The organism is Rothia sp. HSID18067 (assembly GCF_003989445.1).
Classification (GTDB): Bacteria; Actinomycetota; Actinomycetes; order Actinomycetales; family Micrococcaceae; genus Rothia; species Rothia aeria.
In genome coordinates this window covers 267,193-282,794 of the sequence record NZ_RBMF01000002.1, presented here as the reverse complement: position 1 = coordinate 282,794, position 15,602 = coordinate 267,193, and the positions used below count along the sequence as shown (strand labels likewise).

General features: G+C 58.8%; 16 protein-coding genes and 1 riboswitch. Of the genes, 13 read left to right on the top strand and 3 right to left on the bottom strand.

Going from position 1 to position 15,602, the window contains the following annotated elements; genetic code table 11:
* Window positions 1-272: 272 nt before the first annotated feature.
* Window positions 273-821, bottom strand: coding sequence for a hypothetical protein (locus D8M23_RS06325; protein ID WP_126854118.1), 549 nt, complete (start codon window positions 819-821; stop codon window positions 273-275).
* A gap of 270 nt (window positions 822-1,091) precedes the next feature.
* Window positions 1,092-1,229: riboswitch (SAM riboswitch) on the top strand.
* A gap of 31 nt (window positions 1,230-1,260) precedes the next feature.
* Here D8M23_RS06325 and D8M23_RS06320 point away from each other — a divergent pair.
* The 3 genes from D8M23_RS06320 to D8M23_RS06310 all read left to right on the top strand — a co-directional run bounded on the left by D8M23_RS06320 (window position 1,261) and on the right by D8M23_RS06310 (window position 3,805).
* Window positions 1,261-1,482 (top strand): hypothetical protein, encoded by a 222-nt coding sequence (locus tag D8M23_RS06320; protein WP_006888132.1) that lies wholly within the window; start codon window positions 1,261-1,263, stop codon window positions 1,480-1,482.
* Between the two features lie 5 nt (window positions 1,483-1,487).
* Complete coding sequence (locus tag D8M23_RS06315) at window positions 1,488-1,922, top strand: plasmid stabilization protein (protein ID WP_126854117.1); 435 nt, start codon at window positions 1,488-1,490, stop codon at window positions 1,920-1,922.
* Between the two features lie 95 nt (window positions 1,923-2,017).
* Window positions 2,018-3,805 (top strand): cell division protein PerM, encoded by a 1,788-nt coding sequence (locus tag D8M23_RS06310; RefSeq protein WP_126854116.1) that lies wholly within the window; start codon window positions 2,018-2,020, stop codon window positions 3,803-3,805.
* A gap of 53 nt (window positions 3,806-3,858) precedes the next feature.
* Here the strand turns inward: D8M23_RS06310 and D8M23_RS06305 are convergent, their stop codons facing one another.
* Window positions 3,859-4,326 (bottom strand): hypothetical protein, encoded by a 468-nt coding sequence (locus D8M23_RS06305; protein WP_126854115.1) that lies wholly within the window; start codon window positions 4,324-4,326, stop codon window positions 3,859-3,861.
* A gap of 86 nt (window positions 4,327-4,412) precedes the next feature.
* Between D8M23_RS06305 and purN the strand changes: the two genes are divergently transcribed.
* The 5 genes from purN (at window position 4,413) to D8M23_RS06280 (ending at window position 9,887) form a co-directional block, all read left to right on the top strand.
* On the top strand, window positions 4,413-4,991 hold the full coding sequence (gene purN, locus D8M23_RS06300; RefSeq protein ID WP_126854114.1) for a phosphoribosylglycinamide formyltransferase: 579 nt from the start codon (window positions 4,413-4,415) through the stop codon (window positions 4,989-4,991).
* Window positions 4,992-5,101: 110 nt separating this feature from the next.
* Window positions 5,102-6,706 carry a bifunctional phosphoribosylaminoimidazolecarboxamide formyltransferase/IMP cyclohydrolase gene (gene purH, locus D8M23_RS06295; protein WP_126854447.1) on the top strand — a complete coding sequence of 535 codons (1,605 nt, stop codon included), beginning with the start codon at window positions 5,102-5,104 and terminating at the stop codon, window positions 6,704-6,706.
* Window positions 6,707-6,852: 146 nt separating this feature from the next.
* The gene (locus D8M23_RS06290; RefSeq protein WP_006888056.1) at window positions 6,853-7,422 is read left to right on the top strand and encodes a TetR/AcrR family transcriptional regulator; all 570 of its coding nucleotides are present in this window, start codon (window positions 6,853-6,855) and stop codon (window positions 7,420-7,422) included.
* 155 nt (window positions 7,423-7,577) lie between these two features.
* Window positions 7,578-8,858, top strand: coding sequence for a serine hydroxymethyltransferase (gene glyA, locus D8M23_RS06285; protein ID WP_126854113.1), 1,281 nt, complete (start codon window positions 7,578-7,580; stop codon window positions 8,856-8,858).
* Between the two features lie 150 nt (window positions 8,859-9,008).
* Window positions 9,009-9,887: a bifunctional methylenetetrahydrofolate dehydrogenase/methenyltetrahydrofolate cyclohydrolase gene (locus tag D8M23_RS06280; protein WP_006888049.1), complete on the top strand. Its 879-nt coding sequence runs from the start codon at window positions 9,009-9,011 to the stop codon at window positions 9,885-9,887.
* Between the two features lie 137 nt (window positions 9,888-10,024).
* Here the strand turns inward: D8M23_RS06280 and D8M23_RS06275 are convergent, their stop codons facing one another.
* The gene (locus tag D8M23_RS06275; protein ID WP_126854112.1) at window positions 10,025-10,894 is read right to left on the bottom strand and encodes a GntR family transcriptional regulator; all 870 of its coding nucleotides are present in this window, start codon (window positions 10,892-10,894) and stop codon (window positions 10,025-10,027) included.
* A 105-nt stretch (window positions 10,895-10,999) separates the two neighbouring features.
* On the opposite strand from D8M23_RS06275, the gene D8M23_RS06270 reads away from it, so the two are divergent.
* The 5 genes from D8M23_RS06270 to D8M23_RS06250 all read left to right on the top strand — a co-directional run bounded on the left by D8M23_RS06270 (window position 11,000) and on the right by D8M23_RS06250 (window position 15,571).
* Window positions 11,000-11,458, top strand: coding sequence for a hypothetical protein (locus D8M23_RS06270; RefSeq protein WP_238693783.1), 459 nt, complete (start codon window positions 11,000-11,002; stop codon window positions 11,456-11,458).
* On the top strand, window positions 11,455-12,303 hold the full coding sequence (locus D8M23_RS06265) for an exodeoxyribonuclease III (RefSeq protein ID WP_126854110.1): 849 nt from the start codon (window positions 11,455-11,457) through the stop codon (window positions 12,301-12,303). The genes D8M23_RS06270 and D8M23_RS06265 overlap by 4 nt, the downstream gene beginning before the upstream one ends.
* 44 nt (window positions 12,304-12,347) lie before the next feature.
* The gene (trpS, locus tag D8M23_RS06260; protein WP_052029729.1) at window positions 12,348-13,427 is read left to right on the top strand and encodes a tryptophan--tRNA ligase; all 1,080 of its coding nucleotides are present in this window, start codon (window positions 12,348-12,350) and stop codon (window positions 13,425-13,427) included.
* A gap of 43 nt (window positions 13,428-13,470) precedes the next feature.
* The gene (locus D8M23_RS06255; protein WP_126854109.1) at window positions 13,471-14,043 is read left to right on the top strand and encodes a 2'-5' RNA ligase family protein; all 573 of its coding nucleotides are present in this window, start codon (window positions 13,471-13,473) and stop codon (window positions 14,041-14,043) included.
* A 163-nt stretch (window positions 14,044-14,206) separates the two neighbouring features.
* The gene (locus D8M23_RS06250) at window positions 14,207-15,571 is read left to right on the top strand and encodes a hypothetical protein (protein ID WP_094758329.1); all 1,365 of its coding nucleotides are present in this window, start codon (window positions 14,207-14,209) and stop codon (window positions 15,569-15,571) included.
* The last annotated feature ends 31 nt before the right edge of the window (window positions 15,572-15,602 follow it).

The following is a 15,602-nucleotide window of genomic DNA, read 5'->3' as shown; positions in this document are numbered from 1 at the left end:
CTGCCGAATCTTTACTGAAATAAAGGTAGAAATAGTCCCTTAAAATCCCAGCCTATAAGGTGCTGCCCCGTCCGTCCACTATGAAATTTGGAATTCTTAACTGGCGAGAAGACAGTGAAAGTATTGCTTACGGGTGAAATACTTAAAAAGTAAAGCAGGAGAGATAGGTGGCTGTCAGCTTGGGGTGCTGTGCAACCACAAGAATAGTGCACGCGGCCAGTGACCGCCTGCTGGTGCGAAGAACGGTCCGCACGGGCTATCCCATGTGCTTGTTACTCAATATCCTCAATATTCATATTGGCTGACATGATGCCTTCTTGTGTCTCTTTAAATAGGTCACCAGTGTCACTTACAATATAGGATTCTCCCCGTGAATATATTAGATTATAAAGCCCCTCATAAAACTTACCTCCGACATAATAAATATCGCCGGAATCGGGGATCTCATAGATTCTTCCCAGCTCATCAATTAAAATATCTCGACCCTCTTTAAAACCAAAATTTCTTATCTTTTTATCAATGAGATGTGGGCAGAAGTAGTCGGAGCTGTTTTCCTCTAATGAGTAATCTATTAATTCTTGGGTTGTTTCCCCAAAAGTATAAACCTCATTGTCAAACATAAACATTTCATATTCAACCGGAATGTACATATCCTTGGCTACTGAGATATACCATATCTCCCGTAAAAATTTCTTCACCAGATCAGGCAGATCTTCCAGGTGAGGCGGTAATTTTTCAAGCAGCACATCTCGTTCAAAATACCAGCCGGAAGATGTCATCTTTTTGAAAAAATCAGAACTTATTTCATACGGTTGCTTCATTCTAATACCTCAAGTTTCCTAATATTACCTATTTACTTTTAGTCTTTCCGGGGTATGGGTGCACCCCCATATCCGCAGCTGTTTCTGCAAGCGTGTGGGGTGATAGAGCTATCAGCCCCTACTCATCATACGGACAGAAAACGGGGGAGAAGGGCCTCCTCTTGGCGTATAGCAAAAGAAACAGAACACTTTGTATGTAATGTAAATCACTATAGCTTCCTTGGGGTGGTCGTTTACAGCCGCGCGGAATCTGCTGTAAGCTGTACTCAGCTTCAAGAGTTTCGACTGATAAGCTCCGACTATGGTCGAACGCCAACCCCATGTTCACGGGTGGCTCGGATGACGAAGCGGTTTGTATTCACCGCCCCGCACACGCGGGTCGGCAACCGGTACAGGCAAGAGCAACGCGAAAGGAACGCGCATCGGCGCATGGTTGTCAATGTACAACAGCTCTGCAGCATCTAATCACCTCACCCCCACCCGCACCTACCAGGAAAAACTGCGCGCCGCCGCAGTGCCAGCACGCGGAGGGTACACCGCGGTGAGCATCCAAGACTACACACGCATCTCATCCCAACGCGACGAATTCCTCAACTTTCTGTTGCTGCCCAACCCCGAAGGCATCCCCGCCGTTGAATATGCTGGTTTGCGCGTAGCATAGAGCGTATGAAAACCTCAGGCATACTCCTCGATTCGGATGTGCTCGCCGAAATACGCAAAGCCACCCCAGACCCCAGGGTCGTCGCTTTTCTGCGCCGCCGCGCCTGGAGGCACATGTACATTTCCGTGCTGAGCGTGGGCGAACTTAAAGGCCTCTACCCCTACCCGGAGACCGACCGGTGGATTGCTGAGCTCCTTGAACGATTCGCGGATCACGTGATTAATATTGACGCGAAAGTCAGCCTGGAATGGGCCGGACGCAACGCCCCAATCGGCTACCACAGTGTGGGCAGAGCCGACGCCGCACCGCTGCCAACTGCCGCCTTAGAGGGCCTGATCTGTGCCAGCGCCCGAGCCTATAACCTTGAAATTGTCTCTTCTAAAGCCGAGGTGTACCGCAGGTGGGAAGCGGTTGCCACCAACCCCTGGACCGAGGACTAAGACGGCTGCGAACACACACCGTGCGGAGGCCGGCCCAGGCCAGATATAGGGGCGTAATGGGGCTTGACTAAGATTCATGGCATGATTGAAGGATAATGAAAAGCTTCTCCCCCTTCTCACGGTACTCGGTCCCCATGCCCCTGTGGATGCAGGGCGCGGTTGAAATGCTCATTACCGCCTTCATCTCATTCGGTGCGGTATTCGTGCTGCTGCTGGCCGTCTGGCTTAATAACGGTTTCGACAGCGTCGATATTGCGGCGCTTTCCCGCCTGTCGGTGCACTTGTGGCTGCTCATCCACGGGGTTCCGCTGCATCTTTCCCAAGCATTCGGGCCCGCCGCGCCGCACGGGCTCATGACGTTCATACCATTGGGGCTCAGTATCGCCCCGGTGCTGCTGTGCTTCAGGGCGGGGCGGCGGCTGGCCCGCGCCTCCTACGAGGGGGAGTTCTTTATCCCGGTGGGGGCGGGGGCAGCCACCTACAGCCTGCTCTCTGCGGGCGCCTTCGCTTACGCCAGCGCCGAACACAACCCACTCAGCCTGCTCGCGGCGGCTCTCATACCGCTGGGATTCGTGCTGACGGGGCTTATCTGGGGCGGCTACTATGAGGCGCGGTCACTGGCCCGCATGGTCGGGGTTGATACGGCTGAACAAATCTCCCGCATGAGCCAGTATTCCCGCTGGGCTGGATCCTACGCGTGGGCGGTGGTGCGGGCATCCGCGGTTGCCGTTGTCGCCTTCGTAGCAGGCGGGGCGCTGCTGCTGTTCGCCTCAATTATGGTGAACTGGGCGCGGATTGTGAGCATCTACCAGAGCCTGCACGCCGGGGCGGTGGGGGATTTCGCGGTCACCATGCTGCAGCTGGGGTATATCCCCAATATGGTCATGCACTCCATGGCTTGGTCCACCGGTTCCGGGCTGTCATTCGGGGCGGGAACGAACGTGGGGCTGGCACATTCAACCGTGCAGGCGCTGCCCCTGTTCCCCTCGGTCGGAGCCATACCCCAGAACCTTGGGTTCATCGGGTACGGGGCGCTTATTGTGCCGGTGGGGGCAGGGTTTTTGGCCGGGCTGTGGTTCTTACGTGAAGGTGAAGACCACTTTGACGAGTGGGTGGCCCTCAAAATCCGGGTGCGCGCCCTTTCCCTGCCAGTATCCGCGGTGGGGCTGGGGGTGCTCGTTGGGGTGTTCACCGGCTTCGTATCGTTCATACTGGGCTGGCTGTCCAGCGGGTCGCTGGGGGCCGGGCCGTTCACCGAGATCGGGCCGCACCCCGCTAAATTCGCAATGTACACCATGATCCTGGTTGGTGCCGGTACCGCAGCGGGGAACATGATATCGCGCCTATTTGTTTCTGACAGCAGTCGTGAGCTCTCACGCTTTGCCGACGAGAAACCAGCGGTAAGCGAGCGCGTCAACGCCTACTTCGGGTTTGGGGCGCATAAAACCCGCGACGTAGCCCGGCAGGATTCCGCAGCGGATAGCCACGAGTCGCGCGCCGACAATCCGCGCCCGAAAACCCGGCGCAGCTGGGCTCTTTTCGGGGACGAATCTGATACCGATTTCCGCCCCTCTGCCAACGATGAACCTGCTACCGGTGGGCAGCCGGCAGGCAAAGCGGCCAGCACCGGTGAAGAGGTCCCCGAGCAGGATAGTAAGGCCGCTGCGGCGGTTGAGGACACCACCCCCGAGCCCAGCGCCGAACCCAAGAAAAAACTGTTTGAGGTTGATTATTCGGCTCATGATGCTGCAGAAACAACCGAGGTCATAGAGCCGGTGCGGGACGAAGAGGGCGGTGACCAAAATCACCCGCATAGTTCACCGATGGCCGCAATGAACCGCATCTTGGGTCGCCATAAAGACAAGGGTCACCACAAGAGCTAGGCGGGCTCATGGTTCCAATGGTTCTCCGTTCCGGAGGACACCCCGGAAGGAGGCTACGGGGATTGAGGGTTCAGCTGGGTGGCCTGCCGGTAATAGGTGTCCTGGCAGGTCTGCTGGTCGCTAACGGTCAATGACTGGTGCAGACAGTCCCGGTACTCCCAGTACGCGGGGGAGATCAGCATTACCAGGCACATGATGAGCAGGAAAAACTCTGTCAGAATCCCGAAGCTGGCCAGAACATAGAACACAATGGGGGAGCGTGTGAGCGCGGTGCGCACAATCACCACAATATTGAGCGCCAAACCCGCCAGCAGCACCACGGGCGCCAAAAGGAAAAACGGCATGGGGTAGGTCAGGCACACCAGCCCCAGGAAGGTGGAGACAACGGCTAAACCCTGGGCTCGGGCGATGCGCATTACGGTGCGGCGGCGTTCTTCGGGGTCTGGTGGCTGAGGTGCCCCCAGACGGTTCGGGTGTTGAGGGGCCGTGGGCTGCTTAGTTGGCTGGGGCGGGTTCTGCATACCCTTAAGGGTACTGCTTCTTTCGGTGGTGTTTTCGCTGGGCGCGTATCCTACATGCCCCTGTGGCGGTGCGCTAAACTATTGCTGTGCGAATTGTGATAACGGTCTCCGGGTCCGGTACTAACCTGCAAGCTATTCTCGATGCCGTGAGGGCGGGCGAGCTGAACGCAGAGATCGCCGCCGTAGGCGCTGATAAGCCCTGCACCGGTCTTGATCGAGCCGCCGCAGCCGGGGTTGAAACCTTCCTGATCGAACCGGCAGACTATGCTGACCGCGAGCAATGGAACCGTGCTCTCGAAGAGAAAATCGCCTCCTACACCCCCGATTACGTTGTATTCGCCGGGTTCATGCGCATTGTGGATGCGCAGTTGGTCGCCCGCTTCGAAAACCGGATTATTAACACTCACCCCGCCTTGCTGCCTTCATTCCCCGGGGCGCACGGTGTGCGGGATGCGCTCGCCCACGGCGTTAAAATCACTGGGCTGACGGTTCATTTCGTGGATTCCGGGGTTGATACCGGCACGATTATTGCCCAGGCCGCGGTGCCCGTCGAGGATGGTGACACCGAAGAAAGCCTGCACGAGCGCATTAAGGTGCAGGAACGTCAGCTCTTGGTGCGAACCCTTGCAGAATTCGCTGCCCTCCCCAAAACTCAAACCCCCTAGAACTTCCTGCCCGCACGGCGCCGCATCCCGGCGTATGCGGGCAGTAGTAAAACCCCGCCACGGGGTACCACCCATTCACCGAGCAAGAAGCAACGGAGTAATTAGTGTCTATGAAGAAGCTCGATCGTCTGCCCCTGCGCCGCGCCCTCATTTCCGTGTACGACAAAACTAACCTGGCGGAGTTCGCCCGCGGTCTGCACGAGGCAGGCGTGAAGCTGGTATCTACCGGTTCGACCGCATCCACGATCGCCGCCGCCGGTGTGCCCGTCACCGAAGTCACCGAGGTTACCGAGTTCCCCGAGTGCCTGGAGGGCCGCGTGAAGACCCTGCACCCGCGCATCCACGCCGGTATTTTGGCCGACCGCCGCAAGCAGGAACATATCGACACCCTTAACGAACTCGACGTTGAGCCCTTCGACCTGGTGGTCGTGAACCTGTACCCCTTCGCAGAGACCGTGGCATCCGGTGCTGACCAAGACGCTATTATCGAGAAAATTGATATCGGCGGTCCCTCAATGGTGCGTGCCGCCGCGAAGAATCACGATGCGGTCGCCATCGTCGTAGACCCCAAAGACTACGAGCGTACCGTAACCGCCGCTCAAAACGGCGGGTTTTCCCTGGAAGAGCGCCGCCGCCTGGCCGCCGGTGCCTTCGCCCATACCGCCGCCTACGATACCGCCGTCGCTACCTGGACCGCCGCGCAGTTCCAGCAGGATGAAGACACCAACTTCTGGCCCCCCTACGCCGGTTTAGGCTTTGAACGCAGCGAGACCCTGCGCTACGGCGAGAATCCGCATCAGCGCGCGGCTCTGTATGTAGACCCCGCAGCAGCCCCCGGTATCGCCCAGGCTGAGCAGATTCACGGCAAGGCGATGAGCTACAACAACTATGTGGATGCCGACGCCGCCCTGCGCGCCGCCTACGATTTTGACGAGCCCGCCGTCGCCATCATCAAGCACAACAACCCCTGCGGTATCGCAATTGCAAGCCCTGATGCCGCAGACCCGATTGCCGATGCGCACGCTAAGGCTCACGCTTGCGACCCGCTGTCCGCCTATGGCGGCGTAATCGCGGCAAACCGCCCGGTCACCAAGGATATGGCGCAGGCCGTTAAAGATATTTTCACCGAGGTTATTGTGGCGCCCGGATACGAGCCGGAAGCCCTCGAAATCCTGGAAACCAAGAAAAACCTGCGCCTGCTGGTACTTCCCGACGGGTTCGGGCGTGAGACTATCGAGTACCGTTCGATTTCCGGCGGCGCGCTCTTCCAGGAAGCCGACCGCCTTAACGCCGAGGGCGATAACCCGAAGAATTGGAAACTGGTCGCCGGTGAACCTGCCGATGAAGCCACTCTGCGTGATCTTGAATTCGCGTGGCGTGCCCTGCGTGCCCCCAAGTCCAATGCGATTATGCTCGCCGATAATGGTGCCGCCGTGGGTATCGGCATGGGGCAGGTTAACCGCGTGGATTCGTGCAAACTCTCGGTTGAGCGTGCCAATACGCTCGGCGGAGAAGGCCATGAGCGTGCCCGTGGTGCGGTTGCTGCATCCGACGCTTTCTTCCCCTTCGCGGACGGCTTGCAGGTTCTTCTCGATGCCGGTATCCGCGCGGTCGTGCACCCCGGCGGCTCGATCCGTGATGACGAAGTGATTCAGGCCGCGAAGGATGCGGGCGTCACCATGTACCTGACCGGAACCCGTCACTTCTTCCACTAATCTATGGCGTTTCCCGCGCCATGCTGGGGTAAGAACCGGGTCAAGCCGCAGCAATAACGAAGCGCACTTTATGTGAGTCATATCATATAAAGTGCGCTTTGTGGCGATAACCCACAATGCGCCCTCAGATTCGATAGGATTAAGACGTGCCTAAAGTCAGCGAAGAATACAAAAAGAATCGGCGCTCGCAGATTATTGACGTAGCTCGCGAGTGTTTCATTAAGCATGGCTACCAGAAAACTTCGATGAACGAGATTATCGCCGCCACGGGGCTCTCGGCGGGCGCAATCTATAACCACTTCGGATCTAAAAACGACATTATGCTTGAGGCGGCACGCCTGGATTTAGCCCCCTTCACGCGGGTACGCGCCGATAAACCCTGGGACTATGTGCTGGGGTGTCTGCGGCTGCTGGATGCCACCAAAACCCGCAGGTTCCTGCTGGCCACCTGGGGTGAGGCTGTCTCATCCCCCGATATTTCCGCCGTCGTCACGGAACAGCTCACCGACCTGCGCGATATGGCACTTGACCGCTACCGTGAATGGGGTTCACGCGAACTAGACTTCACCGAAGAAGAACTCGACGGGTGGCTTGATGTTATTGGCGCGGCGGTGCTGTCCGTACTGACAGGGTATGTGGTGCAAACCCAGCTTCTGGGGAAAGAAAAACGCGACGCATATCTTGAATACGCCTCCGCTATTCTCACCCAGTCATAAACATATGTACCCGGTGCGGGCAGTAAAGCCAGTGCTCACACCGTGAATACACCCGCAATATTGTCTGCTGATGTGCCCGCTATCCGGTACTATGAGAGGCACATCATAAATATCTAGACAGCGGTGCACAGCACCGCACCCCTAGGAGAAAAAGCATGACCGAACGCGCAACCGTGACCCTTGAGGTCCCCCTCGCCGAACTTGACCCCGAGGTCGCCGAAGCACTCGATTTGGAGCGTAAACGCCAGCAAAACACCCTGGAAATGATCGCCTCCGAGAACTTCGTGCCGCGCGCCGTACTCCAGGGGCAGGGGTCGGTGCTGACCAATAAGTACGCGGAAGGCTACCCGGGCCGCCGCTACTACGGCGGTTGCGAATTCGTCGATATTGTTGAAGACCTGGCTATTAAGCGGGTCAAGGAACTTTTCGGTGCCGAGCACGCCAACGTGCAGCCCCACTCCGGCGCCCAGGCGAATAACGCCGTCATGCACGCCCTGCTGAACCCCGGTGAGAAGATTATGGGCCTTTCACTGGCGCACGGCGGGCACCTCTCACACGGTATGAAACTGAACGTCTCGGGTAAGCTCTACGAAGTTGTCGCCTACGAGGTGGGCGACGACGGTCGGGTCGATATGGAGCAGGTGCGGCAGCTTGCGCTCGCCGAGCGTCCCAAGGTTATTATCGCCGGGTGGTCGGCATACCCCCGCCAGCTGGATTTCGCGAAATTCCGTGAGATAGCCGATGAGGTCGGCGCCTACCTGTGGGTTGATATGGCTCATTTCGCCGGTCTGGTGGCGGCTGGTTTGCACCCCAACCCGGTGCCGCACGCCCACGTGGTTTCCTCGACCGTGCACAAGACCCTAGGCGGCCCCCGATCCGGTTTTATCCTGTGCACCGAAGAGCTTAAGAAAAAGATCGACTCGGCGGTATTCCCCGGGCAGCAGGGCGGACCGCTCATGCACGTGATTGCAGCGAAAGCGACCGCGTTCAAGGTTGCCGCGACCGAAGAGTTTAAAGACCGTCAGAAGCGCACAATCGAGGGGGCGCGCATCCTGGCTGAGCGCCTAACCCACCAGGATATGCGCGATGCGGGAGTTTCCATCGCCACCGACGGTACCGACGTTCACCTGGTGCTGGTCGATCTGCGCCACCACGAGCTCACCGGTAAAGAGGCGGAAGACCTGCTGCACGATGCGGGTATTACCGTTAACCGCAACGCGGTGCCGAACGATCCCCGCCCGCCGCTGGTGACCTCCGGGCTGCGCATCGGCACCTCGGCCCTGGCAACCCGCGGTTTTGACGCGGCAGGCTTTACCGAGGTCGCCGATATTATCGCTTCGGTACTGTTGCCGCAGCACGATATTGCGGCCCTGCGTCAGCGCGTGAGCGTACTGTGCGAAAAGTACCCGCTCTACGTGGGAAGCGAAAACTGGTAGACCCCTTAAAGACCCCGCCACGGCACCTCGCCGGGTGGGGTCTTTGAGCACGCACACACAACCAGCTCGCCCCGGAACCACCCGGGACGGAACAAATAACCAAGGCACCGGCCTGCAGGCTGGTGTATAACACCGAGGAAGGAACTCATCATGCCACAGATTCTCGACGGCAAAGCCACCGCCGCGGCCATTAAGAATGAGCTGACTGAGCGCGTTGAGGCGCTTAAAGCTCGCGGCATCACCCCCGGTCTGGGAACAGTACTCGTGGGGGACGACCCCGCCTCCCACTCCTATGTGGGCGCCAAGCACCGCGACTGCGCCGAGATCGGCATTAACTCGATCCGAGTGGATTTGCCCGCAGACATCACCCAGGAACAGCTTGAGGCCGAGATTGATAAGCTCAATCACGACCCCGCCTGCACCAGCTACATTGTGCAGCTTCCCCTGCCTAAGCACCTGGACACTAACCGTATTTTGGAGAAGATCGCCCCCGAGAAAGACGCAGACGGGCTGCACCCCACCAACCTCGGCAAGCTGGTGCTGAACGTCTCAGAGCCGCTGGACTCGCCCCTGCCGTGCACCCCCAACGGCGTGATTGAGCTGGTGAAGCGCCACGGCATCGACTGGAACGGTAAGAACGTGGTGGTGCTTGGACGCGGTATTACCGTGGGCCGCCCGCTGGGGCTGCTGCTGACCCGCCGCGAAATCAACGCCACCGCAACCCTGGCGCACACCGGTACCCAGAACCTTGACGAGGTGCTGCGCCAGGCGGACGTGATTGTTGCCGCCGTGGGCGTGCCACACGTACTGAAAGCGGACCAGGTGAAGGACGGCGCAATCCTGCTGGATGTGGGCGTCTCCCGTGCCGAAGACCCCGAAACCGGTAAGAAGAAACTCTTCGGCGACGTTTCCCCCGAGGCAGCCGCGAAGGCGTCCTGGGTGTCCCCGAACCCCGGTGGCGTGGGCCCCATGACCCGCGCGGAGCTGCTCGTTAACGTTGTGGAGACCGCAGAACGTCAGGCAGGCTAACTGCCTCGCCGCATCACTCAACAGTTGTTCCTGCGTAATACTCCCACGGCCGGGGTACACAGCCCCCGGTAACGGGTATTACGCAGGAACAACGCGTGTGAGGGCTCTGCCGCCTACAAGCTGCGGCTGCGAAGAAGCTAAAGAATCATCTCGTAAAAATACGCTGCGGACTCATAGAGGGTCACACTGTACTCTACCGGTTCGCCTTCACCGGTGTAGCCGGTGAGCGTCACCTGCAACGCAGCGGCACCCACCGTGGGGAAGCCATTGAAGTCTGCGGCATCCTGCTCCGAGAACAGGGACGCCTCAATGCGCATCCGCCCGTGCTCCACCGTGTACTCCGAGCCTTCCTCCTGCGGGGAACCTCCCGCAAACGCCTGCGACACCGTCGGATCCAGCACTGTGCTGGCGGCATCAGGCACCAGGTAGACCCGCTCAAAGCCGATCGGGGTGCCATTGGCCAGCCGTAACCGCCGCGCATACAGCACCTGTGAACCGACCGGCACCAGCAGATTAGAAGAAATCCTCTCATCAGCCTCAACCCAGCGGGTAGCGATCATGCGCGTAGACGACTCCATGCCGCGGCGGCTCATATCTTCAGCGTACGAGCAGATACGCGGGATAAAGCTGGCCTGTGAATGGTCCGCGACATACGTGCCGGAACCCTGCTGGTTGTAGATCAGGCCCTTATCAAGCAGGTATTTGAGGGCATTACGCACCGTCTGACGGCTCACCCCAAACTGCAGCTGCAACGCCCGCTCAGTGGGCAGCTTATCGCCGGGGCTGCCGGGGATAATGTAGCGCTGCTCCAGCAGACGAATCACCTGCTCATACTTCGGCCCGGGCACGGGCGGCAGTGTCTGAGCCAGCAGGCCCGCCTCGTCGGGGTGTACAGGGTGCTCAGCCTCATCCACCGGGTGTGTGGTTTCGCTGTCGTGGGGGTCTCTGCCTGCGCCGAGGGCTTCGTTGGCGTCAAAGCTGCTGCCGGAAGGGTTAATCGGGATCATAAAACATAGTCTACCCTCCCCAGCAAATATTTACCCGTACAGCATCACGACAAAAATTGCTGCCCGAACCGGATGCACCGGTGCATTCCTGGCATAATGAATACTATGCTCACACACGACGCTCACCCCGATGTTGCCTCACAGGCATCTGAACGTAAAGCCATGATCGGTGCGGGGGTGGGTATGCTCATCCTTGTGGTGCTGTTGGGTGCCGCCATCGCAGCCGCCGATTCCGTGCTCGGCTGGGTACTTGCCGGGCTGATTCTTGGGTGGCTGGGGCTGGCATGCTACCTGGTGGTGGGGGTTCTCTCCGCGGTACGGGCGAATCGTGCCAGCTATAAGGCACTGGCACACGCTCGCGCTGAAGAGCAGGATGGGATGCTCGCCGATAAACTGTCACATAGTTTTCAGATTGTACTGGTACAGTCCCGGGAAATCAGCAAATACCTGGACGAAGACGGGGAACAGTCCCGCACCATGATTGAGCGTGCGCTGGATACTATTAACACCACAGCATCCAACGGGATGGGAATGGTCAACGACGAAATGAGGGGTGAAGAATGAGCCGCGCCGCTAAAACTCTGCGTGTCGCCAGCGTGAACGTCAACGGTATTCGTGCCGCCTACCGGAAAGATATGGCCACATGGCTTGCTGGCCGCGACGTTGATATTCTTTGCCTGCAGGAGGTTCGTGCCCCCGATACGATCGTGCGCGAACTTCTCAACGAAGACGACTGGAATATTCTGCACGCCGAAGCCGCCGCCAAAGGACGCGCCGGGGTGCTGGTGGCAACCCGCAAACACCCCAATGCGAACGGTGAGCTTCTGAAGAACCAGCCTGTCGCCACCCGCTCCACGATCGGCGACGACTATTTTGCGGACGCTGGCCGCTGGGTTGAGGCGGACTACACCCTGCCCACCGGCGAAACCCTCACCGTCGTAAGCGCCTACGTGCACTCCGGCGAGGTTGGAACGCCCCGCCAGGATGACAAATACCGCTTTCTCGACCGTATGCTCGTGCGTCTGCCCGAACTCGCTCAGCACTCGGATCACGTGCTCATTGTGGGAGACCTCAACGTGGGGCACACCGAGCTCGACATTAAAAACTGGAAGGCAAACCAGAAACGCGCCGGTTTCCTGCCCGAAGAACGCGCATATTTCGATAAATTCTTCGGCGATATCGGCTATGAGGACGTGGTGCGCAAACTCGCAGGTGAGGTGCCTGGGCCCTACACCTGGTGGTCCTACCGCGGCAAAGCCTTCGATAACGACGCCGGGTGGCGCATCGACTACCATATGGCCACCCCCGCGCTCGCCGCGAAAGCCGTGGAAGCGACGGTTGATCGTGCCGCCTCCTACGATGAGCGGTTCAGCGATCACGCGCCGCTGGTGGTAGACTACCAGCTCTAACCCTGTACCCGAACCCCGCATTTTCACCCCAGAAAGCTACAAGGATGACCATGGAAAACCTGCCTGAGGGCACCACGCCTCATACAACCAATATCCCTAACGCCTCTGCAGGACGCACCCGCGTGTTTTCGGGGGCGCAGCCCTCAGCGGATTCCCTGCACTTGGGCAACTATATTGGTGCGGTCGGTAACTGGGTGAAAATGCAGGAAGACCCGAAGAACGAATGCCTGTTCTTCATCCCCGATATGCACGCGATTACGGTTCCGCAGGACCCAGCGGCGCTGCGTGAGCGCACCCGCGTGACCGCCGCGCAGTACATTGCCGCCGGTATCGACCCTGCGCGGTCCCCGTTCTTTGTGCAGTCCCATGTGCCTGAGCACGCCCAGCTGGCGTGGGTGCTGAACTGCATTACCGGCTACGGTGAGGCATCCCGTATGACCCAGTTCAAAGACAAAGCGCAGAAACAGGGGACCGACAACGCCTCGGTGGGGCTGTTCACCTACCCGGTGCTCATGGCTGCGGATATTCTGCTGTACCAGGCGGATGCGGTGCCTGTGGGCGAGGACCAGCGCCAGCACCTTGAGCTCACCCGTAACCTGGCGCAGCGGTTTAACTCGCGGTTTGGGGAGACGTTTGTGGTGCCCGAACCGGCGATTCTGAAAGAGACCGCAAAGATTTACGATTTGCAGGAGCCCACCTCAAAAATGTCGAAGTCGGCAACAACGGAGAAGGGCCTCATTAAAATACTGGATGACGCTAAAACCACCACGAAGAAAATCAAATCCGCCGTCACTGATGATGGTTCCGTGATCGCCTACGATCGTGAGACGAAACCCGGTGTGTCGAACCTGCTGTCGATCTACTCTGCACTGACTGGTGAGAGCATTGACGCGATTGTTGCCCGGTACGAGGGGAAAATGTACGGCCATCTGAAGGTCGATCTGGCTGAGGTGGCGGTTGAGAAGCTATCACCCATGCGTGAACGCACCCTTGAACTTGTGGCAGACCCCGCTGAGCTGGATCGTCTGCTGGCTATTGGGGCGCAAAAGGCGCGTGAGATAGCGACCGTTACCCTTGAGAATGTTTATGACCGCGTGGGATTCCTGCCCGCGCTACGCGGCTAACCACGCAACCGGTTAATACGTCAGAAACCGAAGGAGCCCGACCGTGACCGCCGAATACACCGCCAGCTTGAGGCGTCCCTCACCGACGCTGAAAGAGGGGCAGCGCTACCTGAGCCTTATTGCGCATGTGCCCGACCCCTTGGCATCCCGCCTGCTGGGGTGGAAGCGTGAGCAGGACATCGCCGTGGGGCTCAGCGCACACGTGACCGTGTATGTGGGGCAGCTCAGTGAGCAGGTCGAGGCCGGGTGGCGCTCGGTAAAGTTTGCGCAAGCCCTGGGTGATACCGGTACGGTCAGACTGCAGGTGGGTGGGGTGAGTACTTTCCGCCCGGTGACTGAGGTGGATTACCTGTCGATTGACTGCGGCGCGGATGCGCTGCACCAGCTTCATCAGGTGTGCGTGCGGGAGCTGGGGGAGTGTGCCACGCCGTTCCCGTACGTGCCGCATATTACGCTGGGCCAGAACTTGTGCCCCGGGCAGGTGGCTGAAGCAAAAACTGTTTTTGATGCACTTCCTGCTGCTGAGCGTTCTTTCGCGGTGGATGCGTTGCACGCCTACGCCTATGACGGGGCGGAGTGGGAGCTGCTGGGAAGCATTGACCTGGCCATAGAATAACGGCTTCTTAGAACGTGGCGTAAAGAGCGGAAATATATTAGTCAGGCACGGGCGCATGCGCCCGTGCCTTTTTGGTGCCTTACCCTACAGCCATTTATGAGAGAGGTGGACCACTGTATAACCGTTTAGAAGAATGGTTCTCATTTATGTTATGGTAGTTCACATGCGCAACACACGTACAAAATTTTTAACATCCCTTAGTTGTTTCGGGGCGCTGTTTACCCTGGTAGTCAGCGGATGCTCCTCGGGTGCTAGCTCCACTAGTACCAGTGCCTCCAGCTCGGAAAGCTCATCGGCAAGCGCCAGCGCCTCCGCAGCCCCCATCGTCGAAAGCAAAGGCCCCTCCAGCCGTGTAGCTGTTACCTATGACGGCGGCGTGCTCGTATACGACGCTAAAGATATGAAGCTGCTGCAGGACATTAAAAAAGACGGGTTCCTGCGTCTTACCCCCGCCGGGGATAACCGTCACCTCGTGGTTGCTGATGGCAACAGTTACGCGTTCTTAGACACGGGGGCATGGTCGGTGCCGCACGGGGACCACTCGCACTACTACACGACTACCCCCACCCTCAGCTCCCTGTCGCTGGCTGCGGACCATACCGGGCATGTGATCACCGATAATGGTAAGAGCGCCGCTTTTGCCGACGGCACCGGCACTTTCGAGGTGTATAGCCCCTCCGACTTGACCGTGAATAAACGCACCGCCTCCGAGCTGAAAACCCAGCAGGTGAAACTGCCCGCACCGCATCACGGGTTCGCCATCCCGCTACCGGATGGGCGTTACCTGGTGTCGGTAGGGGATGAGAAGACCCGCACCGGTGCGGCTGTGGTAGACGCTCAGGGCAAGACCATTACTGAGAATAAAGAATGCCCCGGTGTTCACGGCGAGGCTATTGCCAAAGACGGTGTGATTACCGTTGGGTGCACCGACGGGGCGCTCATCTACCGGGATGGCACGTTCACCAAGGTGAACAACCCTGAAAACCCGTACTCGCGTTCCGGGAACCAGGCAGGCTCGGCCGACTCGCAGTATGTTTTGGCGGACTATAAGACCGATAAAGAAGCCAAACTCGAACGCCCCGAGAAGTTCGCCATTATCGACACTGTGGCGAAAAAACGCACCGTATACTCCCTGCCGCAGGGGGTAAGCTACACGTTCCGGTCATTAGGGCGCGGGCCTCAGGGGGAGGCGCTGCTGCTAACTACCGACGGTAAACTGCGTATTTTTGACCCGGCCACCGGCTCTGAACTCGGGTCGGTACAGCTCATGGATGCCTGGAGCGAATCTGAAACGTGGCAGGACCCGCGCCCGGCCCTGTGGGTGGATGGTAAAACCGCCTATGTGAGCGACCCCGCAACGAAAAAGCTGCACGCGGTGAATATTGCAGATGCTAAGGCCCCCAAAACCCTGGTGAGCGTTGAGCTGCCGCAGACTCCAAATGAGCTAAGCGGTACATCATCCTCGAAACCGGCCCCGACTCAGGACCACGGGCACGGTGAAAGCCATGAGGGCGATCATGGCCATTAGCCGCGAAGGCACTGACTGAACACAATAAGCT